Source organism: Pseudomonas graminis (assembly GCF_004364335.1).
GTDB lineage: Bacteria > Pseudomonadota > Gammaproteobacteria > Pseudomonadales > Pseudomonadaceae > Aquipseudomonas > Aquipseudomonas graminis_D.
Map to the genome: position 1 here is coordinate 1 of NZ_SOCR01000008.1, position 23,044 is coordinate 23,044.

Consider the following 23,044-nt stretch of genomic DNA (forward strand, 5'->3'; position numbering starts at 1 on the left):
TCACCGCTGTCGATTCAAGCATCTGAACCGAAGCATTCCTCGCTGCTACTTCGTCCAACTCTTTGATTATCAAGGAGTTTTCCGTTTCGTCTGCGCCGGAAGTGGGGCGAATTATAGACAGATCCGGAGAGGCGTCAAGCACTTATTTGAACTTTATTCCATACGCAGTGTAATCCGCCCAAACGCCTTCTTGCCGGCTTGGCATACATGGGTCGCACCCAGCTTGAATACAAACCCGCGATCCACAACTTCACCATCTATACGCACGCCGCCGGATGCCAGCAGGTCGCGAGCGACCGCAGAGTTCTTTACCAGCCCTGCTTTATTAAGGACGGCGGCAATCGGCATGTCTTCGGCTGCGGCCAGTTCGATCTCTGGAAGATCTTCCGGAAGCTCGCCATCCTTCATACGATTACCAGCAGAACGATGGGCAGAAGCCGCAGCCTCTTCACCATGGAAGCGAGCGACAATCTCTTCGGCCAGCTTGATCTTGATGTCGCGCGGATTCGCCCCAGCTTCGCAATCCGCTTTAAAGGCAGCGATCTCTTCCATGGTGCGGAAGCTCAGCAACTCAAAGTAACGCCACATCAGCGCATCGGGGATGGAGACGAGCTTGCCGTACATAATGCCGGGCGCTTCCTGGATACCTACATAGTTACCCAGCGATTTGGACATCTTCTTGACGCCGTCCAATCCTTCAAGCAACGGCATCGTCAGAACACACTGAGCTTCCTGACCATACGCACGCTGCAGCTCACGCCCCATCAGCAAGTTGAATTTCTGATCGGTACCGCCCAGCTCGACGTCGGCGCGCAAAGCAACCGAGTCGTAACCCTGTACCAGCGGATAAAGGAATTCGTGGATGGCGATCGACTGATTCGACTTGTAACGTTTGTCGAAGTCATCACGCTCCAGCATGCGGGCCACGGTGTACTGGGAAGAGAGTCGGATGAAGTCCGCAGGACTCAGTTGATCCATCCAGGTGGAATTGAATGCCACCTCGGTCTTGGCAGGATCCAGAATTTTGAACACCTGAGCCTTATAGGTCTCGGCGTAGTCGAGCACCTGCTCGCGCGTAAGCGGGGGACGGGTGGCACTCTTGCCGCTCGGATCGCCAATCATCCCGGTAAAATCGCCAATCAGGAAAATCACCTGATGCCCGAGATCCTGGAATTGACGCAGCTTATTAATAAGGACCGTGTGCCCGAGGTGCAGGTCCGGCGCAGTTGGATCGAAACCGGCCTTGATGCGAAGTGGCTGCCCACGCTTGAGCTTTGTGATCAGCTCGGCCTCGACCAGGAGTTCATCTGCACCACGCTTGATCAGCGCTAGCTGCTCTTCAACCGACTTCATAACCGCCCCGTAATGCCTTATTTCAAAGGGAAACAACCATACAAGATCAGCGCCTAAATACAAGTTCTCACAATGAGTGCGCGACGAATCGCGGAGCGAGCCGATCGCAAGCTTGCCTCAGGGGAGATTTGGTTATATTTTATACAGTTATTTCATCTTCATCATGTCATTCATCTTTTCCATTTCATCTTTTTTCAAAGTCAAAATTACCTATGACCGACACTCCGCCTAAAGCGCCACCGCTTTATCCGAAGAGCCACCTGCTCGCAGCCAGCGGCATCGCCGCACTGCTTAGCCTGGCTCTCCTCGTCTTCCCATCCAGCGACGTCGAAGCCAAACGAACAAATCTTGCTCTCGAACTAGACACACCTGCTGATCAGATCGAGCAAGAACAAGACGCTCAAGAACAGCCTCAGGCCACAGAGGCGCCTGTAGATTCACCTTTCGCCCAGATCGAAGGTGATGCGATTGAGCCGGCCGAAACGGCTAAAACCTCCAACGACACCAAGGTCGTGCAGAAAGAGCTTGCTACTGCCAAAGGCACCACGCACCGGGAAGTTGTGGTATCGAAGGGGGATACGCTGTCGACGTTGTTCGGCAAAGTCGGCCTGCCTGCGACGGCAGTGCACGACGTTATTGCCAGCGACAAACAAGCCAAGCAGTTCAGCCAGCTGAAAAACGGCCAGATACTGCAGTTCGAGCTCTCGCCTGAAGGCAATCTCAAGCAGTTGCACAGCAAGCTGAGCGAGACGGAAAGCATCAGCTTGTCCAGAACAGACAAGGGCTACACGTTTACCCGAGACGTGAGTAAACCCAATGTTCGCACTGCCTATGTACACGGCATGATCAACAACTCGCTATCGCAATCCGCCCAGCGTGCAGGCCTCAGCCATACCATGACCATGGAGATGGCAAACATCTTCGGCTATGACGTCGACTTCACCCAGGATATCCGCAAGGGCGACGAATTCGATGTCATTTACGAGCAGAAGGTCGTCAACGGCAAGACGGTCAGTACAGGCAATATTCTTTCGGCGCGCTTTGTAAACCGCGGCAAGACCTACACGGCTGTGCGTTATACGAACAAGCAGGGCAATACCAACTATTACACCGCAGACGGCAACAGCATGCGTAAGGCATTCATCCGTACGCCGGTCGAATTCGCCCGCATCAGCTCGCTGTTCTCATCCGGTCGCAAACATCCGATCCTGAACAAGATTCGCGCCCACCAAGGCATCGACTACGCTGCACCTCGTGGCACACCAATTAAAGCGACAGGCGATGGCAAAGTCATTCTTGCCGGTCGTCGCGGCGGTTACGGCAACACTGTGATTATTCAGCACGGCGAAACCTACCGGACGCTGTACGGCCACATGCAAGGTTTTGCCAAGGGCATTCAGTCCGGATCCAGCGTCAAGCAGGGTCAAGTCATTGGCTATATTGGAACCACCGGCCTGTCCACGGGTCCTCATGTTCATTACGAGTTCCAGGTAAATGGCGTTCATGTCGACCCATTGGGGCAGAAGCTGCCGATGGCTGATCCGATCGCCAAGTCCGAAAAACAGCGGTTCATGCAGGAGAGCCAACCTTTGATGGCTCGCATGGACCAGGAAAAGGCCACCATGCTGGCCTCGAGTAAGCGCTGACCCATGACTTTATATGTAGGTGTAATGTCCGGAAGCAGTCTGGATGGACTCGACTTCGCGCTGGTAGAACAGGATGACCGACCACGTTTGCTCGGCACCTATTACATACCCATGCCCGACGATCTTCGCGCAGAACTGTTGGGACTCTGCGCCAGCGGCCCGGACGAGTTGGCCCGTGCTGGCATCGCCGAGCAAAAGTGGGTTCATCTAGCGGCTCAAGGCGTACTGGCGCTACTGGACCAGCAGAAGGTGTCAGCCGGTGAAATCCGCGCGATCGGCAGTCACGGCCAAACGATTCGTCACGAGCCGGCCCGCGGCTTCACCATTCAGATTGGCAACCCTGCCCTGCTCGCCGAGCTGACAGGCATTACCGTGGTCAGCGACTTCCGCAAGCGCGATATTGCCGCGGGTGGCCAGGGCGCGCCGCTGGTTCCGGCATTTCACGAAGCGTTGTTCGACGACAACAAGGACTACCGCGCAGTACTCAACGTCGGTGGTTTCAGCAACCTCAGCCTGATAGAGATCGACAAACCGGTTTCCGGCTTCGATTCGGGCCCGGGCAATGTGTTGCTCGACGCCTGGATTCAAGCACAGCGTGGCGTGAGCTATGACCGCGATGGCGCTTGGGGCGCAAGCGGGACAGTCAATGATGCGCTGCTCAAGTCCATGCTCAGTGATCAGTTCTTTCAAACGAAGGGGCCGAAGAGCACTGGCCGTGAAGTGTTCAACCTTGGCTGGGTTCATCACCATCTGTTCCAGATGCCAACGCTGAGACCCGAAGACGTGCAGGCGACACTCCTGGAGGTCACCGCATTGAGCATTACCGAGTCGCTGCAATCGGCACAGGCGCAGACCAAAGAACTGCTGGTCTGCGGCGGCGGCGCTCACAACAAAGCGTTGATGGATCGACTGGCGGCGCTGCTGCCGGCAACAAAGGTCACGAGCACTGCAGAATTCGGAGTTGATCCTGATTGGGTCGAAGCAATGGCGTTCGCCTGGCTTGCGCACTGCGCACTGGAAAGCGTACCTGCCAACCGTCCGAGCGTGACCGGAGCCAAAGGCTTGCGTGTTCTGGGCGCAATCTACCCGGCCTGAGCGCTACGCCCGCCATGCAAAAACGCCGCGCAAATGCGCGGCGTTTTTGTGTGTCACGGTTGGATCAGATCGAGAACGAAGAGCCACAGCCACAAGTAGTCGCGGCGTTAGGGTTCTTGATCACGAAGCGAGAGCCTTCCAGACCCTCCTGATAATCCACCTCCGCACCTGCCAGGTACTGAAAGCTCATGGGGTCGACCACCAGACTGACGCCCTCGCGCTCGACGATGGTGTCATCGTCGGCGACGTCTTCATCAAAGGTAAAGCCGTACTGGAAACCGGAACAACCGCCACCGGTCACGAAGACGCGGAGCTTCAGGCGGTCATTGCCCTCTTCGTCGACCAGGGTTTTCACCTTGTGCGCGGCACCGTGGGTGAATTCCAAAGCCACAGGGGTGAAGGATTCAACGCTCATGCTCAAAATCTCCCGGCGCTAAGCCGTCATAATGCGTAATGACGCGCATTATCCGCTTCTCCTAGAAAATCGGTCAACTATTGTGACGGCAGGCACAAGTCGCAAGCGACAAGCTGCAAGAAACAGCCCGCTATCAACAATCGAGTTCAAGCTTGGAGCTGCTGTTACGGCAACATCCCTGCGTGGGACAGGCCCAGCCGTTCATCAAGGCCAAACATGATGTTCATGTTCTGCACGGCCTGCCCCGAAGCGCCTTTGACCAGGTTGTCGATGACCGACAGCACCACCACCAGATCACCATCCTGCGGACGATGCACGGCCATGCGACACACGTTTGCGCCGCGTACGCTTCGGGTTTCAGGATGGCTTCCAGCGGGCATCACGTCGACGAACGGCTCATTGGCGTAGCGCTTTTCGAACAACGCCTGCAGATCGACCGACTTGTCGACAACGGTTGCGTACAAGGTGGCGTGAATGCCACGGATCATCGGCGTCAGGTGCGGCACAAACGTCAGCCCGATATCGCCGCCGGCAGCACGACGCAGCCCCTGGGTAATTTCGGGAAGATGGCGATGCCCTTTAACGGCATAGGCCTTGAAGCTCTCGCTGGTTTCGGAATACAGCGAGCCCACACTGGCCCCGCGACCTGCACCACTAACACCTGATTTGCAGTCGGCGATCAGGCGCGATGGATCCGCAAGACCCGCTTCTAGCAGTGGCAGGAAACCCAGCTGAGTTGCTGTCGGATAGCAACCCGGCACCGCAATCAGGCGTGCGCCCTTGATATGCTCGCGATTGACTTCCGGCAGGCCGTACACCGCTTCGTCGAGCAATTCAGGCGCGCCGTGGGGCTGGTTGTACCACTTGGCCCACTCGACCGGATCTTGCAGACGGAAGTCGGCGGAGAGGTCGATGACCTTGGTGCCAGCAGCGAGCAATTCGCCCGCCAGCGCATGTGCGACACCGTGAGGCGTGGCGAAGAACACCACGTCGCACGCGCCGAGCACTTTGACGTCCGGCACGCTGAACGCCAGGCCGTCGTAGTGACCACGAAGGTTTGGATACATGTCAGCGACAGGCAGACCTGCCTCGGAGCGCGAGGTGATTGCAACCACTTCAGCCTCCGGGTGTTGCGCCAGAAGACGCAGCAACTCGACGCCGGTGTAACCCGTACCGCCGACGATACCGACCTTGACCATAACCTGCCCCTCAACCAAACCAGTGGAAAGCCGCTGATCATATGGGTCGATTGCCAATGGGACAACCGCGAACGTGACGTACGGGCGCCGAAGCCACTACTATTTGGCACCGTGTTCCTGGAAAAAAACCAAAATGCTCTATCTCTGGATTAAAGCGCTGCATATCGTTGCGATGGTGTGCTGGTTCGCCGCCCTGTTCTATCTGCCGCGATTGTTCGTCTATCACGCCATGAGTGAAGACTCCGTAAGCCGCGAGCGCTTCTGCACCATGGAGCGCAAGTTGTACCGGGGCATCATGATGCCCGCGATGATCGCCACTCTGGTGTTCGGTATCTGGCTGATCGTCCTGGCCCCGGGTTTTCTGCAGCAAGGCTGGTTGCATGCCAAGCTCACCCTCGTCGTCCTGCTGATTGGCTATCACCACGTGTGCGGCGCTCAGGTCAAACGCTTCGCGCGCGGAGAACCGGGCCGTAGCCATGTGTTCTATCGCTGGTTCAATGAGATACCCGTGTTGATCTTGCTGGCCGTGGTCATACTGGTAGTCGTCAAACCGTTCTGACGCACATTGCTCACATCGTATGAACTCAAGACAAGGAAGCCAGCATGGCGGAGCATTTCAAGATCGTTTTCGAGGGACAGTTGCGAACAGGCGTTGAGCTGGAAACAGCGCGCCTGAACCTGGCGCAGCTGTTCAAGACGGACGTTTCCGGCGTTGATAGCCTATTCACCGGCAACCCAGTGACTATCAGGCGCAGCCTGACGCGGGACGACGCGCAGCGTTATCTCGCGGCGCTGAACGATGCGGGTGTCGAAGGCCGTATCGAGCCGGAGGAGCCGGTGTCACTGAGCCTTGAGGAAGTCGTTGAACACGCGCCCCAGCGTCCGTACTTCGAACCCGCGGCATCGCCCTACGCTCCGCCGCGCACACCGGTTGCACAAGAATGGCCCGCCGTTGGCGAATTGAAGGTGTTTTCCATCCACGGCCGAATTGGCCGTCTGCGCTATCTGGCGTGGAGCTTGGCGCTGGTGGGAGTAGCGATGCTGGTCGCCGTGCTGTGTCTCGGCGTTCTCAGCGTTTCGCTCGTGGCGGGAGGACTGTTGGGCACCGTCGCGTTCGTCGCGTTTGTCGTTATCAGTGTCCAGATCGGCGCCCAGCGCCTGCATGACGCCGGTATGTCTGCCTGGTTGCTGCTGCTGAATCTGGTGCCGGTGGTGGGCAGCTTCTTTCCGATCGTGTTGATGGCCGTACCTGGCAGCACGGGCCCTAATCAGTATGGTCCGCCGCCGCCCGCCGATACGCCACGCGTCAAAGCCCTCGCAGTGCTCTGGCTTGTGGTACTGGCGCTGGCAATCGTGGCTGGGGTGATGGGCGGACTGAAGACCATTCAGGAAGAAGTTGAATCCACCACCAGCGCGTACGAACAAGCGCTGCCTTACGACGATGACTCCAGTGACACGGAACAACCTACCGTCCCCGTTGATCCTGTAGATATTGGTGACTCGTCCGACAGCAACGACGACCAATAACTATCTGGCAGCAAGGACGCTGTCTCAATACGAGCTGCAAACACCGGAGAATTGCATGACCCGTTACGCCATGGTCACAGGTGCATCCAGCGGTATTGGCCTGGCGATGGCCGAAGCCCTCGCCCGCCGGGGTCGCAACCTTATTCTGGTGGCCAGGCACCGGGAGATGCTCGAAAGCATCGCCATCGAGTTCACCCAACGCTTTGGTGTCGAGGTGCTGTTCCGCGCCTGCGACCTGGGTGAACCGCTGCGACTCTCGGGCTTTCTGCTTGAACTCGAAGAGGGCTCGCGAAGCATCGATTTACTGGTCAACTGCGCCGGCATCGGCAACAGCGGACCGTTTCTCGCTCAAGAATGGGCCCAGGAGCAGGACCTGCTCGACCTTAACGTGCTCGCGCTAACGCGACTGTGTCATACGGTTGGCAATCTGATGGCGGTGCAAGGTGGGGGCCAGATCCTCAACGTCGCGTCGGTCATGGGCTTTCAACCCGGGCCGTGGATGAGCACTTACGCCGCAAGCAAAGCGTACGTGCTGCATTTTTCCGAAGGGCTGCGTGAGGAGCTGCACAAAACCGGCGTGAAGATTTCGGTGCTGTGCCCGGGGCCGACGCGCACAGCGTTCTTCCGCACCGCACAGCTGGACGCCGGCAAGTTCACCCACGACAACCACATGACCGCCGAAGAGGTCGCGCTGTACACGGTTCGCGCGCTGGACAAAAATCGTGCGGTGATCATTCCCGGTTGGCGCAACAGGCTGCTGACGCGGGTTCCGCGGTTTGCGGGTCGCTGGATAACGCGAAAGCTCTGGGGCTCGATTCTCAAATCTCGTACGTCAGTCTGACGCGGCCCATCGCAACAAACGGCTGGGCGTGACTTGGCACGCTCAGTACACTGCCTTCATCCCCCTCGAAACGGAGCAAGAAGGCTGTGGATACTTTGTTCACCAAGATCATCAATCGGGAAATCCCGGCGAAGATCATCTACGAAGATGATCAAGTGCTGGCCTTTCACGACATCGCCCCCCAGGCGCCTGTGCATTTTCTGGTTATCCCGAAGAAGTCGATCGCCACCCTCAATGACGTGACTGAAGACGATAAGGGCCTGCTGGGCCATATCCTGTTTACGGCCCAGCGCCTGGCGAAAGAACTGGGTTGCGAGGACGGCTTCCGCGTGGTGATGAACACCAACGAGAAAGGCGGACAGACCGTCTATCACATCCACATGCACGTACTGGGTCAGCGCCAGATGAACTGGCCGCCGGGCTGAGTCATAGTCCCAGGCTTTTTTGTCGGCCTGCCGAGTGCCTGCGCGTGCCTCGGCGGGCTGACGCCGGACAAGCCCGGTTGCACCGTTTGAGGTAGACTGGCCGCCGTGGATTTACCCGGAGGCGCCCATGGCTACCGAACGTCACTACTCCCCTATCGACCGTTTTCTGCTTCAGGCCGACGCTGCGATGAAGACGCTGCTGCCCGTCAGCGCGCACGCACACCGTCCCTCGCCTGCCATCGTTCAACCCGACATCAAGATGAATGAGTCCGACACTCGGCATGTCGCCGGGCTTATGCGCATCAACCACACCGGCGAAGTCTGCGCTCAGGCGTTGTACCAGGGGCAGGCGCTCACCGCGAAGCTGCCTCAAGTGCGCAAGGCCATGGAGCACGCCGCCGAGGAAGAAATTGACCATCTGGTGTGGTGCGAGCAACGCATTCATCAACTGGGCAGTCACACCAGCGTGCTCAACCCGCTGTTCTACGGCGCTTCGTTCGGCATCGGCGCAGTGGCTGGTTTGATCAGCGATCGAATCAGCCTGGGCTTTGTTGCCGCGACGGAAGATCAGGTGTGCAAACACTTGAATGAGCATCTGGAGCAATTGCCGGTCGAGGACGAGAAGTCCCGGGCGATTCTTGAGCAGATGCGCGCCGACGAGGAGCATCACGCAGAAAGCGCGCTCGAGGCAGGCGGTTTCCGTTTCCCGGCGCCGGTGAAATTCGGCATGAGTCTGATGGCCAAAATCATGACCAAGACCACTTACAGGATCTAATCGGATCTGCGGGCGGCCGGCTTCTACCCAGAAGCAAGGCCGGCACTAAACACTGCAAACAAAGAAGGCGCCTGAAGAGGCGCCTTTTTTGTACCGCCGAAACCTTAGACCGGCATGTTGCGGCCGTAGAAGATTTCGAGCATCTCGTGCTTCACGCGGCCAGTGACCTGCTCGCGCTGTTCAGCCGAGAGATTGCTGGTGGCGTCACCGAACAGGTAGTTGTCCAGCTCGAACTGCTTGAGCAGCATTTTGGTGTGGAACAGGTTTTCCTGGTACACGTTCACGTCAGTCATCTGATAGCTGTCGCGTGTGTCATCGGAAAGGTAATTCTGGATCGAGTTGATCTCGTGGTCTATGAAGTGCTTTTTGCCTTCGACGTCACGGGTGAAACCGCGCACGCGGTAGTCGACGGTCACGATGTCGGACTCAAACTTGTGGATCAGGTAATTCAGCGCTTTCAACGGGGAGATCACGCCGCAGGTCGACACGTCGATGTCCACACGGAAGGTAGCGATGCCGTCAACGGGGTGAATTTCAGGATAGGTGTGAACCGTGATGTGGCTCTTGTCCAAGTGCGCGAGGATGGTTTCCGGCAGCGGACCCGGCGATTCTTCGATCTGGCTGTCGGTCGGCGTGACCGGCTGCTCGGAGATCAGAATAGTCACACTGGCGCCTTGTGGATCGTAGTCCTGACGCGCGATGTTCAGGATGTTCGCGCCAATGATATCGACGACATCGGTGAGAATCCGCGTCAGGCGTTCGGCGTCGTACACACTGTTGATGTACTCGACGTAGGCCTGCTGGTCCTGCGGGGTTTCCGCATAGCAGATGTCATAGATGTTGAAGCTCAAGGTCTTGGTCAGGTTATTGAACCCGTGGAGCTTGAGTTTGCTTTTCACCGTTAAAAACTCTCTATATGGGTGCGGCGCTGGCCGCGTGATCAAGCATGCCCGTCAACTGAGCCCGGCTCAGCTGCGTAGGACGGTTAACACCTCTTCGCGTTGGCGATTTTGGTTGTCTGGTCGGAGGCGAGCCGGCTATCCGGCGGTCGCGCCCTGAAAAAGGGGCGCATTATGCAGACGTCAGAAGTCGCATGCCATAGCCTGCACCGCTTTTGTGAAAATTGAGCGTTGCTCAGCCCAGTTCGATGATCTCGTAATCGTGGGTGATTTCGACACCCGCATTACCCAGCATGATCGACGCCGAGCAGTATTTCTCGGCGGACAGCTCGATCGCACGCTTGACCTGCGTCTCTTTCAGGCCGCGCCCCTTAACCACGAAGTGCAAATGGATCTTGGTGAACACTTTGGGATCTTCGTTTGCGCGCTCGGCTTCCAGAAATGCCTCGCAGCTTTCGATGGGCTGACGGGCCTTCTTCAGGATACTGACCACGTCGTAGTTGCTGCAGCCACCCAGGCCGATCAGCACCATTTCCATCGGGCGAACACCCAGGTTGCGACCGCCGCTTTCTGGCGGGCCATCCATCACAACCACATGGCCGCTGCCGGACTCACCGAGGAACATCGCCTCACCCGCCCATTGAATACGCGCCTTCATCACCGGACTCCCAATGCTTGAAAAATGGCGGCCAGCTTAGCACAGGGCCCAATCGTCGCTCAGTGGACTGGACATGCCCGAAACCGACCGAAATGTAGGAAGCGTCTGAAAAAATGGCTAATTGTCGCTGTTGAACTGCGTCAAATCGGAAATACTGCCGATACCTCTAGGAATGCCTCAGGGCGCAGTTTTTTACGGGATATAACCATGCTCGCCGTGCCGCCTCCGAACAAGATGAAAATCGCCGACAAACTGCTGCCCCACGCCCAGCGACGAAGATGCCCGGCGAAGAGCAACATCCTCTGCGCAGGTGAAGAGTCGGACTCGCTGTACCTGATCATCAAGGGTTCGGTGACGATCCTGATCGAAGACAACGAAGGCCGCGAGATGATCGTGGCCTACCTCAACGCCGGTGACTTCTTTGGCGAGCTGGGGCTTTTTCAGCAGACGGCCGCCGGTGCCCAGCGCAGCGCCTGGGTACGCGCCAAGACCGAATGCGAAGTGGCCGAAATCAGCTACGCCAAATTTCGCGAGCTCAGTCAGCACGATCCTGAATTGATGTACGCCATCGGGGCGCAGATTGCCGAGCGGCTGCGCGACACCACGCGCAAGGTCGGCGACCTGGCGTTTCTGGACGTCACCGGGCGCGTGGCTCGCAGCCTGCTCGATCTGTGCAAGCAGCCTGATGCGATGACCCACCCCGATGGCATGCAGATCAAGATCACCCGCCAGGAGATTGGCCGAATCGTGGGGTGTTCTCGGGAGATGGTCGGGCGCGTGCTAAAGGCACTGGAAGAGCAGAACCTGGTGCATGTCCGGGGCAAAACCATGGTGGTTTTCGGCACCCGCTGACGGGCGGACCGCTATCTGCAGGGAGTCAGATCCCGGCCAGCAGACGTATGTAGCGTTCGCTCAAGCGGTTGAGAAAATCCGGCGCTTCGAACAGCTCATGCAAGGCGATATGGCTTTCTGCTTTGCACCGTGGATCGAGTTCGCACGTCTCATTGAAGCGATTGACTGCGTTGACCATCTCAATGCGCTCGTCATCCAGCAGCATCGCTGCATGGGCCAATACCACCGGCCGCTTGCCACCCTGACTCTGACGCCAGCGCTGCGCAGTACCGACCATTTTGCGAGCATTGAGGTTGACGTTGAAGCGGCCATCGCAGAAAGCACCTTCGACTTCGCCCAACGATGCAGCGCCGCCCAGTTCACCCAGCGTATCGAGGATCGGCTGACACAGGCGCATGTAGGCGCTTTCGATACGGTCGCGATCCAGATCGGTGTCCGGCTGCACATACACAAGCGCCACGTTCACCGTCGAGTGCGATTGCGGCACGGGCTCGCCGCCACTTTCACGCAACAGCACAGGCCAGCCACTGTCTGCAAGGGTTTCGCTGGCTTCAGTAAAGCCGGGAAGGCGGCTCAACCGCCGTGGCATGACCAGCGCGCGGTCGGTAGGCCGCCAGAACAGCAAGCCACTGTCAGCGTGGCCATCACACACCGACGCCAACAGGTCTTGTTCGGCCTTGAGGCCGGCTTCAACGCAGGTTTCCAAGAGCTGAAGGGTCATGCTGCCTCCTGACGCGACTGGCAATGGCTTTGTGACCTACGACGTTGGATCAGTCCAAACCGCCGGATTTGATCGCAGTCCCCTTCTCCGGGAAGAACAGTCGCTGCAATTCCACGCCCGGCTTCTCGGCGCGCATGAATGCCTCGCCCACCAGGAAGGAATAGACGTCGCTGATTTCCATGAGCTCAACGTCGGCGCGGTGGAAAATGCCGCTTTCGGTGATGACCAGACGATCACGGGGAATACGTGGCAGCAGGTCGAGGGTGGTTTCCAGGCTGACGTCAAATGTGTGCAGGTTGCGGTTGTTGACGCCCACCAGCGGTGTATCGAGGGTTTTAAGTGCCCGCTCCAGCTCGTCGCCATCGTGGACTTCAACCAGCACGTCGAGGCCGACACCTTTAGCGACCGAGGCCAGCTCGGCCATCTTCACATCGTCGAGCGCCGAAACGATCAACAGAATGCAATCAGCACCCAATGCCCGCGCTTCGACAATCTGGTACGGATCGATCATGAAGTCCTTGCGGATCACTGGCAGCGAGCACGCCGCCCGGGCTTGCTTCAGATACTCGTCAGCGCCCTGGAAGAAATCGATGTCGGTCAGCACGGAAAGACACGTGGCCCCGCCCGCTTCGTAACTTTTGGCGATTTCCGCCGGCTGAAAGTTTTCGCGGATCACGCCTTTGCTCGGCGAAGCCTTCTTGATTTCTGCAATCACGGCCGGCTGCTTGCGCTTGGCCTGGGCAATCATCGCTTGAGCGAACCCACGCGGAACATCGGCTGCCGCCGCCAGAGTCTCCAATTCGGCGAGGCTGATACTGGCACGGCGCGCAGCGACTTCCTCGACCTTTCGGGCCAGAATCTTTTCCAATACCGTCGGCACGCTCATTCTTCATTCTCCTGCTTGAATACCGCGGTAAAGGCACCCAGTTCTTCCAGCTTTTCGCGGGCAAGGCCGGTGTGCAATGCGTCGTGAGCCAAGGCCACACCTTCTTTCAGTGACGAAGCATGGTCAGCCGCGTAAAGCGCTGCACCGGCATTGAGCACGATCATTTCAGCGGCCTTCTGGCCGTGCTCGGATTTGCGTCGACCCAGCGCGTCGCGAATCAACTCCAGCGACTGCGCAGGACTGTCGACCACCAGACCGAACAGGCTCTGGCTTTTCATGCCCAGATCTTCGGGCTGCACCCAGTATTCGGTCACTTCGCCGTTCTTCAGTTCCGCGACAAAGGTCGGCGCGGCAATGCTGAATTCGTCCAGGCCATCCTGGGAGTGCACCACCAGCACATGTTTACTGCCCATGCGCAGCAGCACTTCAGCCAGAGGGCGACAAAGTGCTTGGCTGAACACGCCGACCACCTGATGCTTGACGCCGGCCGGGTTGGTCAATGGGCCAAGCATGTTGAACAGGGTCCGCAGGCCCAGTTCCTTGCGCGGCCCGGCGGCGTGTTTCATAGCGCCATGATGGGTTTGCGCGAACATGAAACCGATGCCGACGCTGTCGATGCAGCGCGCCACTTGCACCGGGGTCAGGCTCAGGTAAACGCCTGCGGCTTCCAGCAAATCGGCACTGCCACTCTTGCCGGAGACCGCGCGATTGCCGTGCTTGGCGACCGTACAACCGGCCGCCGCGATCACGAACGAGGCGGCGGTCGAGACGTTGAAGATGTTGGCGCCATCGCCACCGGTGCCGACGATGTCGACCACCCCGTCGAGGGTTTTGAGATGGACCTGGTCCGCCAGCTCGCGCATGACCGACACCGCACCGACAATCTCGTCGATGCTCTCGCTCTTCATGCGCATGCCCATCAAAAACGCGCCGATCTGCGCCTGGGTGCACTGGCCGGTCATGATCTCGCGCATGACGTCGCGCATTTCGTCGGTGCTCAGGTCCAGTTGATTCACAACCCGGCCCAGCGCCGTTTTGATATCCATTGCCATGTCGAAGTGCCCTTAACCCTGACGGGTGCCGCCGGTCTGCTTGAGGAAGTTGGCGAACAGCTCGTGGCCCTGCTCGGAAAGAATCGATTCAGGGTGAAACTGCACGCCCTCGACGTTCAGAGTCTTGTGGCGCAGGCCCATGATTTCATCAACGGAGCCGTCTTCGCGTTGGGTCCAGGCGGTCAATTCCAGGCAGTCCGGAAGTGTCTCGCGCTTGACCACCAGCGAGTGGTAGCGGGTCACGGTCAACGGATGCTTCAGGCCTTCGAACACGCCTTTATCTTCATGAATCAGGTCGCTGGTCTTGCCGTGCATGACCTGGCGTGCACGCACCACGTCGCCGCCAAACGCCTGGCCAATCGACTGATGGCCCAGGCAGACGCCGAGCACGGGCAGCTTGCCGGCGAAGTGCTTGATTACGTCAATGGACACGCCCGCTTCGTTCGGCGTGCACGGCCCGGGGGAAACGACGATGCGCTCGGGGTTCAGGGCTTCGATCTCGGCGACGGTCATTTCGTCGTTGCGAATCACTTTGACGTCGGCGCCCAGCTCGCCCAGGTACTGCACGACGTTGTAGGTGAAGGAGTCGTAGTTATCGATCATCAGCAGCATGGTGCTTAACCTTTTGAATGACTGACTTTTAACGTGGCCTTCTGTTTTCTGACCTCAGTGGCACGCAGAGGGGTCGCAGGAGGATTTCCGGCGAGGCACTGCAAAACCGAGGCATCAGAAGGCATATCAATACAGATCCGGCGGGGCCGGCGGGGGAAATAGTCAGGCGCGCCAACGCCAACGGGCGTGGCCCTTGATAACGCGCATCAAGAAGCTGCTGACAATCGACACAGGAAAGGTCTCGTTCATACGTTGCCGCACAGTAGCGTACCGCCGCAGGGCGTGCAATATCGCAGTGCCCGGACGGCGCGCGCCAGCGGCCGATCAGCAGGATTCGCGCTTCGGCAAGAGGCAGATCCCACAGTGAAGACCGGTACAGAATATTTGCCGTGAATGCCACGGCATCGTGGGTGATTTGTGTCGCGGCTGCTACCTTCTCGTACAGCACTGAAAACAATAAGGGATGCCCCCATGCTCAAAGCCACACTGCGCTGGCCGTTCGCGGCTTGCCTGCTCTCGCTCGCCTGTTCCTCGGCCCTGGCCGCCTCTTCCCCCTATTCAACGATGATCGTGTTTGGCGACAGCCTCGCCGACGCCGGGCAGTTCCCCGATGCGGGCGGACCACCGGGGGCCACTTTGCGCTTCACCAACCGCACCGGCCCGACTTACCTGAACGGCAGCGGGGAGGCATTCGGTCTGAACTCATCGACGTTGCTGGGCGGAATGCTTGGCGTAGCGCCCGGGGATTTGCAGGCATCGACCTCCCCCGTTCGCGCCGCGCAAGGGTTGGCGGATGGCAACAACTGGGCCGTGGGCGGCGACCGGACGGATCAGATCCTCGCGGCGATCACCACCCAATCCCGGATTGCCAACACCGACGCCGCCACCGGCGTGACGACGGTGTTCCGGACGCGACCCGGTTATCTGGTTGAAAACAGCTCGCGGGCTGACCCGAACGCTCTTTACTACCTGACCGGGGGCGGCAATGACTTCCTTCAGGGCCGGGTGCTGAGCGCGGGACAGGCCGTCAACGCGGCGAACAACCTGGCCAACGGCGCACAAATCCTGTCCCAGGCCGGGGCGCGTTACATCATGGTCTGGCTGCTGCCTGACATCGGCCGCACACCCGTCGTATTCGGCACGCCATTGCAGGGGCCGTCGACATTGCTGAGCGGGGTGTTTAACCAGCAACTGGTCAATCGCCTGGGGCAAATCGATGCCGAGGTCATCCCGCTCAATGTGCCGGGGCTTATACGCGATGTCCTGACCGATCCGGCGCGCTACGGGTTGGCGGCCGATCAAAACCTGGTCGGCACCTGTTTCAACGGCAACAACTGCACCGCCAATAGCGTTTACGGGATTGGCGGCCTGACCCCTGATCCGACCAAACTGCTGTTCAATGACGGCGTGCACCCGACCGTCGCGGGTCAGCGCCTGATCGCCGACTACGGGTATTCGATTCTGTCCGCCCCGTGGGAAATTACGCTGCTGCCGGAAATGGCCAACGGTACGTTGCGCGCGCAGCAGGATGAACTGCGCAGTCAATGGCTGGCGGACTGGGGCAACTGGCAGAACGTCGGCGAATGGCGCGCCATCGTCGCCGGCGGCGGTCAGAAAATGGATTTCGACGCGCAAAGCAATTCAGCCAGCGGCGACGGTCATGGCTACAACCTCACGGTGGGCGGCAGCTATCGATTTGCTGAAGACTGGAGAGCCGGTCTGGTTGCGGGCGCCTACCGGCAAACCCTCGAAGCCGGGGCCAAAGATTCGGACTACAAACTCAACAGCTATATCGCGACCGCATTCGTGCAGTATCAGGCGCAACACTGGTGGGCAGACCTGGCGGCCTCGGGCGGAAAACTCGACTACGACAACCTCAAGCGCAAGTTTGCGCTGGGCATCAGCGAAGGCGCAGAGAAAGGCGACACCGACGGCGATCTGTGGGCGATCAGTGGTCGCGTGGGCTTCGATCTGGCCGAGCCAAGCAGTCGCTGGCATTTCTCGCCGTTCATCAGCGCCGACTATTCCCACGTCAACGTCGATGGCTATTCGGAGAACAGTGCACGCCCGACTGCACTCAATTACGACGACCAGACGCGCAAGTCGAAGCGGCTAGGCGCAGGGCTTCAAGGCAAGTTCGACGTCACCCCGCAGACCCAGGTGTTTGGCGAAGTGGCCCATGAGCGTGAGTTCGATACCGATCAGCAGGACGTGACCATCGCGCTGAACAGCGTGCCGGGCGTGGACTTTGATCTGAAAGGCTATGACCCCCAGCGCAGTTTGAATCGCGCCAGTGTGGGCCTGAGCCAGAAGCTGGCGCCCGACCTGACGCTGCGTGCCGGCTATAACTGGCGCAAGAATGATGACGTGACGCAGCAAGGGGTGAATCTGGCGGTGAGTCTGGATTTCTGACGCCATGGTCCTGTAAGAGCGCCGGAGTGGCGCTCCACCTTTCCCGCGAAAAGCGGATGTACAGCCAAAGAAAATGTACCGGTTGTACCGACCTCATCGCGGGCAAGCGCGCTCCTACAAAGGATCTGTGTCGGCCACAAAAAAACGGCGCCCCTGGCGCCGTTTCCATGTGCAGACCAAGCTTCAGGCCTCGGGCGTCTGCTGCGCCAGTGCCACGGCGCGGAACATCGCGCGGCGCTTGTTGAGGGTTTCTTCCCACTCCAGCGCCGGCACAGAATCCGCAACAATCCCGCCACCGGCCTGCACGTGCAGCTCGCCGTTTTTGATCACAGCAGTGCGGATGGCAATCGCGGTGTCCATGTTGCCGTTCCAGGCAAAGTAGCCCACTGCGCCGCCGTACACACCCCGCTTGACCGGCTCCAGCTCGTCGATGATTTCCATCGCACGAATCTTCGGCGCGCCCGACAGCGTGCCCGCTGGCAAGATGGCCCGCAGCGCATCCATCGCCGTCAGACCGCTTTTCAGTTGACCGGTGACGTTGGACACGATGTGCATGACGTTCGAATAACGCTCGATGACCATCTTCTCGGTGAGTTTCACCGAACCGACTTCCGAAACGCGCCCGGTATCGTTGCGCCCCAGATCGATAAGCATCAGGTGCTCTGCAATCTCTTTGTCGTCGGACAGCAAGTCGACTTCCAGCGCGTGATCCTCTTCCTCGGTAGCGCCACGGGGACGTGTACCGGCAATCGGGCGCACGGTAATCAGATTGTCCTCGACCCGCACCAGCACTTCCGGGGAACTGCCGACAACGTGGAAGTCGCCGAAGTTGAAGAAGTACATATAAGGCGTCGGATTGAAACACCGCAGCGCGCGATACAGGTCGATTGGCGCGGCCTTGAAGTCGATGGACATGCGCTGGGACGGCACGACCTGCATGCAGTCGCCCGCCAGGATGTATTCCTTGATCGTGTCGACGGCTTTTTCATAATCCGACTGGGTGAAGCTGGAACGAAACACCGGGTCGGCCGCCTGCGGACGGGTCAGGTCCAGACCACGACGGGGCGTGATCGGCTGACGCAGTTTCTCCATCAACGCTTCGAGTCGCGCCAGGCCACCTTCATAGGCATCAGGCTCAGCCGGATCGACCAGCACGATCGCGTGCATCTTGCCAGCCAGGTTATCGAACACCACAACGGCATCGGACACCATCAGCAGAATGTCCGGCACGCCCAGCGGGTCAGGATTCGGGCATGCGCCCAGACGCGGCTCGACATAACGCACGCAGTCATAACCGAAATAGCCCACCAGACCGCCGTTGAAGCGTGGCAGACCGGCGATGGTCGGGACGTTGTAGCGAGCCTTGAAGGTTTCGACGAAGTCCAGCGGGTCTTCGACTTCCAGGCGCTCGATCTCGACGCCGTCGTGGGTCACGCTGACAGTGTGGTCATGCACGCGCATGACCGTGCGGCACGGCAGCCCGATGATCGAATACCGCCCCCACTTCTCCCCGCCCTGTACCGACTCGAGCAGGTAAGAGTTGGGCTTGTCAGCGAGCTTCAGATAGATCGACAGCGGGGTGTCGAAGTCGGCCAGGGTTTCGTAGGCCAGGGGAATGCGGTTGTAGCCTTCAGCGGCCAAACGCAGAAATTCTTCGCGGGTCATATCAGCCTCGTGGTGTGAGGGAAAACGGTCAGGGATGCAAACGCGCCGGGGCTCCGGCCAGATTCAAGTCAGGCGCGCCAACGCCAGCGGGCCAGGGCCTTGATGACTTTCATCCAGAGTTTGCGAGTGACCACCACGATGGATTCTCTAAAGGAGGGGGACTTGATGTCGGGCAACGTTATCTCAGCGCCCTGCGCTAAGCAACCGGCAGAACTGCCCGGGATCAGCATGCGCAAATCGTCGATGACCAGTGCCGGTGACTCTTCCGCGATCGGGCGGCCATGGTTGTAGCCGTAACTCAATGCCACACAGGCGACACCCGCCGCTTTCGCCGCCAGCACGTCGTTGCGCGAGTCACCCACGAACAGCGACTGCGACCCTGGTATGCCAGCCATCTTCATGACAAAGAACAGCGCGGCCGGGTCGGGCTTCTGCTGCGGCAGCGTGTCGCCACCCACGATCCAGCGAAAGAACCGGCCAAGCTTGAGGTCATCCAGCAAGGGCGCAACAAAGCGCTCCGGCTTGTTGGTGATCAGCGCCATTTCGACGCCCATCTTCTGCAGCCATTTCAGGGTTTCGCGCACGCCGGGGTAGACCTTGGTCAGCGCGTGGCTACCGCTGTAGGCCTCCATGAAAATCGCCAGCGCGGCCTCCGTAGACTCTTCATCCACGGCGGTGTGATCCATGCCGTTCGCCAAGGCGCGGCGCACCAACACGCGCACGCCGTTGCCGATCCAGTCACGTACCCGTTCGATGCCTGCAGGTGGCCGGCCGAGCTGGATCAGGGTCTTGTCCACCGCTGCTGCCAGATCCGGCACCGAGTCGACCAGCGTGCCGTCGAGGTCGAACATGATCAGCTTGGGCAGGCGGCCCGGAAACAGCTGCTCGAAGCCGCTGGTCAACGGGCCAACGCCAGTTCTTCGTGCATCTTCGCAATGACTTCGCGGTAATCAGGCGCATTGAAAATGGCCGAACCTGCAACGAAGGTATCGGCACCGGCGGCGGCGATCTCGCGGATGTTATTGACGTTGACGCCGCCGTCGATCTCCAGACGGATGTCGCGACCGGACGCGTCAATGAGCGCACGAGCCTCGCGCAGCTTGTTGATCGTACCGGGGATGAATTTCTGACCGCCGAAGCCCGGGTTGACGCTCATGAGCAGGATCATGTCGACCTTGTCCATGACGTATTCGAGCAGATTCAGCGGGGTTGCCGGGTTGAACACCAGACCTGCCTTGCAGCCGCCTTCGCGGATCAGTTGCAGGGAGCGGTCGATGTGCTGGGTCGCCTCCGGGTGGAAGGTGATGAAGGTGGCACCGGCTTCGATGAAGTCGCCAATGATGCGATCCACCGGGCTGACCATCAAATGAACGTCAATGGGCGCAGTGATGCCGTATTTGCGCAATGCCGCGCAGACCATCGGTCCGATCGTCAGGTTGGGGACGTAGTGGTTGTCCATGACGTCGAAGTGGACGATGTCGGCGCCAGCGGCCAGGACGTTGTCGACTTCCTCTCCCAGACGGGCGAAATCGGCGGACAGAATCGAAGGAGCAATAGCGAAGGGCTGCATGACGCACCTTTTATGAGCGAAATCACGGTGGCGCGCATTGTACTCCAAGAGTTTGAAACGTGCGTTGGGTCGTACGCGAGTCAGTCAAGGGACGTGAGCTGTGGCCATAAACATACGCGCCGCCCAGGCGGCACGTCATTGCGTCAGTCTCATCAATACGCCGCGCGGTAGATTTTCTCGATGTCGGCAGCGGTCAGTTTCCGTGGGTTGTTGCGCATCAGGCGCTCGATCTTGCTGGCCTCCTCGGCCATCGCGGGAATGGCGTCTTCGGGCACATTGAAGCTGCGCAGGCCGGACGGGATTTCCACTGCTGCGCACAAGTCGGCCATGGCTTTCACCGCCAAATCGGCGGCGTCCTTGTCGCTCAAATGGGCGACGCGGACGCCCATCGCGTCGGCGATGTCGCACATCCGCTCAACACAGGCCAGCTTGTTCCATTCCATCACGTAGGGCAGCAGCAGCGCGTTGCTGACGCCGTGGGCAATGTTGAAACGCCCTCCCAGCGGATACGCCAGTGCATGCACCGCGCCGACGCCGGCATTGCCGAACGCCATGCCGGCCATGAGGCTGGCGGTGGCCATGTCTTCTCGCGCTTGCAGGCTGGACGGATTGGCGTACGCCTTGGGCAGCGCCTTGACGATCAGCTTGATGGCGCCCAACGCGATGGCGTCGGTGATCGGCGAGGCATTGACTGAAAGGTAGGCCTCAATGGCATGCACCAGCGCATCGACGCCGCTGGCCGCCGTGACACTGCGCGGACAGGTCAGGGTCATCAAGGGGCTGACCAGCGCGACGTCGGGCAACAGGTAATCGCTGACGATGCCTTTTTTCAGCTGAGCCTGTTTGTCCGAAAAGATCGCCACGTTGGTGACTTCCGACCCCGTGCCTGCAGTGGTCGGGATGGCAATCAGCGGAGGGCCTTTGCGCTTGACCAGATCTACGCCGAACAACTCGACCAGCGGCCCTTCATGGTTCGCGAACGCAGCGACGCCTTTTGCGATGTCGATGGCGCTGCCGCCGCCAACACCGATCAGACCATCGTGACCGCCCTCCCGGTAGGCCCGGGTACAGTCCTCGACGATAGCGATTTCTGGCTCGGGCTTGACCTGATCAAACACGCCATAACGACGGCCGCCCAGTTGCGCCAGCGCAAGATCAACCGTTCCGGATTTGACCAGTATCGCGTCGGTGACAATCAGCGGGTTTTGAACGTTGAGCCGGGTCAGTTCGGCGGACAACTGCTCGATCGCGGCGGGGCCGGTGATCAGTTTGTTGGCGATCTTGAAAGCGGAAACACTCATCGGGCTCGTCCTTTACGTTGTTTTTGGAGACGTGGCTCTTTTACAAGGCAGGTTGGCATGCGCTGAGTCAAACATAGACCGGATCGTGGGATGCGTCAGTTTTGGGGTGTAGCGGAAGAAGAATGTGGGGTTCACCGACGATTACGGACCGTATCGAGAGCCCCTTGTAGGAGCCGGCTTGCTGGCGAACGCGGTGCACCCGTGACGAAGAAGTCGCCTGACCCGGTGTGTTCGCCAGCAAGCCGGCTCCTACGGATTTTGCATTCGCCGATCTTTACCCGCTTTACCCATATCCATTGTGGGTGTTGATCACTCCACCGCCGTGCGCAGTTTCTCGCTGCGGCCGCGCAGCCACTCCAGCACCAGCAACAGTACCACCGAGAAACCGATGAGCAAGGTCGCGGCGGCGGCGATGGTCGGGCTGAGGTTTTCGCGGATGCCGCTGAACATCTGCCGGGGCAAGGTCGCCTGGCCTGGGCCTGCGAGGAACAGCGTAACCACTACTTCATCGAACGAGGTCGCGAAGGCAAAAAGTGCCCCGGAGATCACCCCCGGCGCAATCAGCGGCAAGGTCACACGCCGAAACGCGGTCGTCGGCGAAGCACCCAGGCTGGCCGCTGCACGCACTAGGTTGTAATTGAAACCCTGCAGCGTGGCCGACACGGTGATGATCACGAACGGCACACCCAACACGGCGTGCACCAGGATCAGCGAGATGTAGCTGTTGCCCAGACCCAGTGGCGCGAAAAACAGATAGCTCGCCACACCGACGATCACCACCGGCACCACCATGGGCGAAATCACCAGCGCCATCACCAGTGCTTTGCCGGGGAAGTTGCTGCGGGTCAGCCCGATCGCCGCCAACGTCCCGAACCCCATCGCCAGCACCGTGGCAGCAGGCGCGACGATCAGGCTGTTCTTCAGCGCGCGCATCCACTCGGCCGAACCGAAAAAGTCCTGATACCAGTGCAGCGAAAAGCCCTGCAGCGGGTAGACCAGAAAGCTGCCGGAGTTGAACGAAAGCGGCACGATCACCAGCACCGGCAGCACCAGAAACAACAGAATCAACCCGCACAGCGTGCGCAGGGTGTAATGCCAGACCCGCTCGATGGGCGAGGAATAAGGGCTCAACATCGTTGT

At 59.4% G+C, this 23,044-nt stretch carries 22 protein-coding genes and 2 pseudogenes; 10 read left to right on the forward strand and 14 right to left on the reverse strand.

The features are described from left to right. Positions 1 to 153: 153 nt before the first annotated feature. A complete protein-coding gene (tyrS, locus tag EC919_RS16030; protein WP_133775434.1) occupies positions 154 to 1,353 on the reverse strand; it encodes a tyrosine--tRNA ligase in 1,200 nt (399 codons plus the stop codon). Between the two features lie 212 nt (positions 1,354 to 1,565). Here tyrS and EC919_RS27885 point away from each other — a divergent pair. The 3 genes and pseudogenes from EC919_RS27885 to EC919_RS16045 all read left to right on the forward strand — a co-directional run. Further along, positions 1,566 to 1,812, forward strand: a pseudogene (locus EC919_RS27885) (peptidase M23); the annotation flags it as partial. Between the two features lie 74 nt (positions 1,813 to 1,886). Then, positions 1,887 to 2,999 (forward strand): annotated as a pseudogene (locus EC919_RS16040) (peptidoglycan DD-metalloendopeptidase family protein); the annotation flags it as partial. Between the two features lie 3 nt (positions 3,000 to 3,002). Further along, the gene (locus tag EC919_RS16045; RefSeq protein WP_133775436.1) at positions 3,003 to 4,094 is read left to right on the forward strand and encodes an anhydro-N-acetylmuramic acid kinase; all 1,092 of its coding nucleotides are present in this window, start codon (positions 3,003 to 3,005) and stop codon (positions 4,092 to 4,094) included. A gap of 64 nt (positions 4,095 to 4,158) precedes the next feature. On the opposite strand, the gene erpA is transcribed toward EC919_RS16045, so the two are convergent. Continuing rightward, positions 4,159 to 4,509 carry an iron-sulfur cluster insertion protein ErpA gene (gene erpA, locus EC919_RS16050; protein ID WP_065991366.1) on the reverse strand — a complete coding sequence of 117 codons (351 nt, stop codon included), beginning with the start codon at positions 4,507 to 4,509 and terminating at the stop codon, positions 4,159 to 4,161. 164 nt (positions 4,510 to 4,673) lie between these two features. Continuing rightward, positions 4,674 to 5,708 (reverse strand): N-acetyl-gamma-glutamyl-phosphate reductase, encoded by a 1,035-nt coding sequence (gene argC / locus EC919_RS16055; protein WP_133775437.1) that lies wholly within the window; start codon positions 5,706 to 5,708, stop codon positions 4,674 to 4,676. 133 nt (positions 5,709 to 5,841) lie between these two features. Here argC and hemJ point away from each other — a divergent pair, with 133 nt between their 5' ends. From hemJ to coq7, 5 genes are all read left to right on the forward strand, one after another. Beyond that, a complete protein-coding gene (gene hemJ / locus EC919_RS16060; protein ID WP_133775438.1) occupies positions 5,842 to 6,267 on the forward strand; it encodes a protoporphyrinogen oxidase HemJ in 426 nt (141 codons plus the stop codon). A gap of 44 nt (positions 6,268 to 6,311) precedes the next feature. Then, entirely contained in the window at positions 6,312 to 7,235 is a 924-nt protein-coding gene (locus EC919_RS16065) for a DUF805 domain-containing protein (protein WP_133775439.1), read from the forward strand. 55 nt (positions 7,236 to 7,290) lie between these two features. Further along, positions 7,291 to 8,076: an SDR family NAD(P)-dependent oxidoreductase gene (locus EC919_RS16070; RefSeq protein WP_133775440.1), complete on the forward strand. Its 786-nt coding sequence runs from the start codon at positions 7,291 to 7,293 to the stop codon at positions 8,074 to 8,076. Positions 8,077 to 8,162: 86 nt separating this feature from the next. After that, the gene (locus EC919_RS16075) at positions 8,163 to 8,501 is read left to right on the forward strand and encodes a histidine triad nucleotide-binding protein (protein WP_133775441.1); all 339 of its coding nucleotides are present in this window, start codon (positions 8,163 to 8,165) and stop codon (positions 8,499 to 8,501) included. Positions 8,502 to 8,628: 127 nt separating this feature from the next. After that, a complete protein-coding gene (gene coq7, locus EC919_RS16080; RefSeq protein WP_133775442.1) occupies positions 8,629 to 9,276 on the forward strand; it encodes a 2-polyprenyl-3-methyl-6-methoxy-1,4-benzoquinone monooxygenase in 648 nt (215 codons plus the stop codon). A 104-nt stretch (positions 9,277 to 9,380) separates the two neighbouring features. Here coq7 and speD read toward each other — a convergent pair whose 3' ends face one another. Together speD and EC919_RS16090 are read right to left on the reverse strand one after the other, a co-directional pair. Then, on the reverse strand, positions 9,381 to 10,175 hold the full coding sequence (speD, locus tag EC919_RS16085) for an adenosylmethionine decarboxylase (protein WP_037019204.1): 795 nt from the start codon (positions 10,173 to 10,175) through the stop codon (positions 9,381 to 9,383). A gap of 235 nt (positions 10,176 to 10,410) precedes the next feature. Next, positions 10,411 to 10,833: an OsmC family protein gene (locus EC919_RS16090; RefSeq protein WP_037019202.1), complete on the reverse strand. Its 423-nt coding sequence runs from the start codon at positions 10,831 to 10,833 to the stop codon at positions 10,411 to 10,413. Positions 10,834 to 11,040: 207 nt separating this feature from the next. On the opposite strand from EC919_RS16090, the gene crp reads away from it, so the two are divergent. Continuing rightward, positions 11,041 to 11,685, forward strand: a complete 645-nt coding sequence (crp, locus tag EC919_RS16095; RefSeq protein WP_133775443.1) for a cAMP-activated global transcriptional regulator CRP — start codon at positions 11,041 to 11,043, stop codon at positions 11,683 to 11,685. Between the two features lie 25 nt (positions 11,686 to 11,710). Here the strand turns inward: crp and EC919_RS16100 are convergent, their stop codons facing one another. From EC919_RS16100 to EC919_RS16115, 4 genes are read right to left on the reverse strand one after another with little or no spacing between them, the layout of a single operon-like run. Next, on the reverse strand, positions 11,711 to 12,406 hold the full coding sequence (locus EC919_RS16100) for a lipoate--protein ligase family protein (RefSeq protein ID WP_133775444.1): 696 nt from the start codon (positions 12,404 to 12,406) through the stop codon (positions 11,711 to 11,713). 49 nt (positions 12,407 to 12,455) lie between these two features. Beyond that, positions 12,456 to 13,292, reverse strand: coding sequence for an indole-3-glycerol phosphate synthase TrpC (gene trpC, locus EC919_RS16105; protein WP_133775445.1), 837 nt, complete (start codon positions 13,290 to 13,292; stop codon positions 12,456 to 12,458). Beyond that, on the reverse strand, positions 13,289 to 14,338 hold the full coding sequence (gene trpD, locus EC919_RS16110) for an anthranilate phosphoribosyltransferase (RefSeq protein WP_133775706.1): 1,050 nt from the start codon (positions 14,336 to 14,338) through the stop codon (positions 13,289 to 13,291). Before trpD ends, trpC begins: the two co-directional genes overlap by 4 nt. Positions 14,339 to 14,356: 18 nt before the next feature. Further along, a complete protein-coding gene (locus tag EC919_RS16115) occupies positions 14,357 to 14,956 on the reverse strand; it encodes an aminodeoxychorismate/anthranilate synthase component II (protein ID WP_133775446.1) in 600 nt (199 codons plus the stop codon). Between the two features lie 471 nt (positions 14,957 to 15,427). Between EC919_RS16115 and estP the strand changes: the two genes are divergently transcribed. After that, on the forward strand, positions 15,428 to 17,368 hold the full coding sequence (gene estP, locus EC919_RS16120) for an esterase EstP (RefSeq protein ID WP_133775447.1): 1,941 nt from the start codon (positions 15,428 to 15,430) through the stop codon (positions 17,366 to 17,368). 183 nt (positions 17,369 to 17,551) lie between these two features. Here estP and trpE read toward each other — a convergent pair whose 3' ends face one another. From trpE to EC919_RS16145, 5 genes are all read right to left on the reverse strand, one after another. Then, positions 17,552 to 19,033 carry an anthranilate synthase component I gene (gene trpE, locus EC919_RS16125; protein WP_133775448.1) on the reverse strand — a complete coding sequence of 494 codons (1,482 nt, stop codon included), beginning with the start codon at positions 19,031 to 19,033 and terminating at the stop codon, positions 17,552 to 17,554. 68 nt (positions 19,034 to 19,101) lie between these two features. After that, a complete protein-coding gene (locus tag EC919_RS16130; protein WP_166650575.1) occupies positions 19,102 to 19,884 on the reverse strand; it encodes a phosphoglycolate phosphatase in 783 nt (260 codons plus the stop codon). Positions 19,885 to 19,931: 47 nt separating this feature from the next. After that, positions 19,932 to 20,603: a ribulose-phosphate 3-epimerase gene (rpe, locus tag EC919_RS16135; protein ID WP_133775449.1), complete on the reverse strand. Its 672-nt coding sequence runs from the start codon at positions 20,601 to 20,603 to the stop codon at positions 19,932 to 19,934. A 152-nt stretch (positions 20,604 to 20,755) separates the two neighbouring features. Next, a complete protein-coding gene (locus EC919_RS16140) occupies positions 20,756 to 21,904 on the reverse strand; it encodes an iron-containing alcohol dehydrogenase (protein WP_133775450.1) in 1,149 nt (382 codons plus the stop codon). A gap of 309 nt (positions 21,905 to 22,213) precedes the next feature. Next, on the reverse strand, positions 22,214 to 23,038 hold the full coding sequence (locus EC919_RS16145) for an ABC transporter permease (RefSeq protein ID WP_065991348.1): 825 nt from the start codon (positions 23,036 to 23,038) through the stop codon (positions 22,214 to 22,216). Between the last annotated feature and the right edge of the window lie 6 nt (positions 23,039 to 23,044).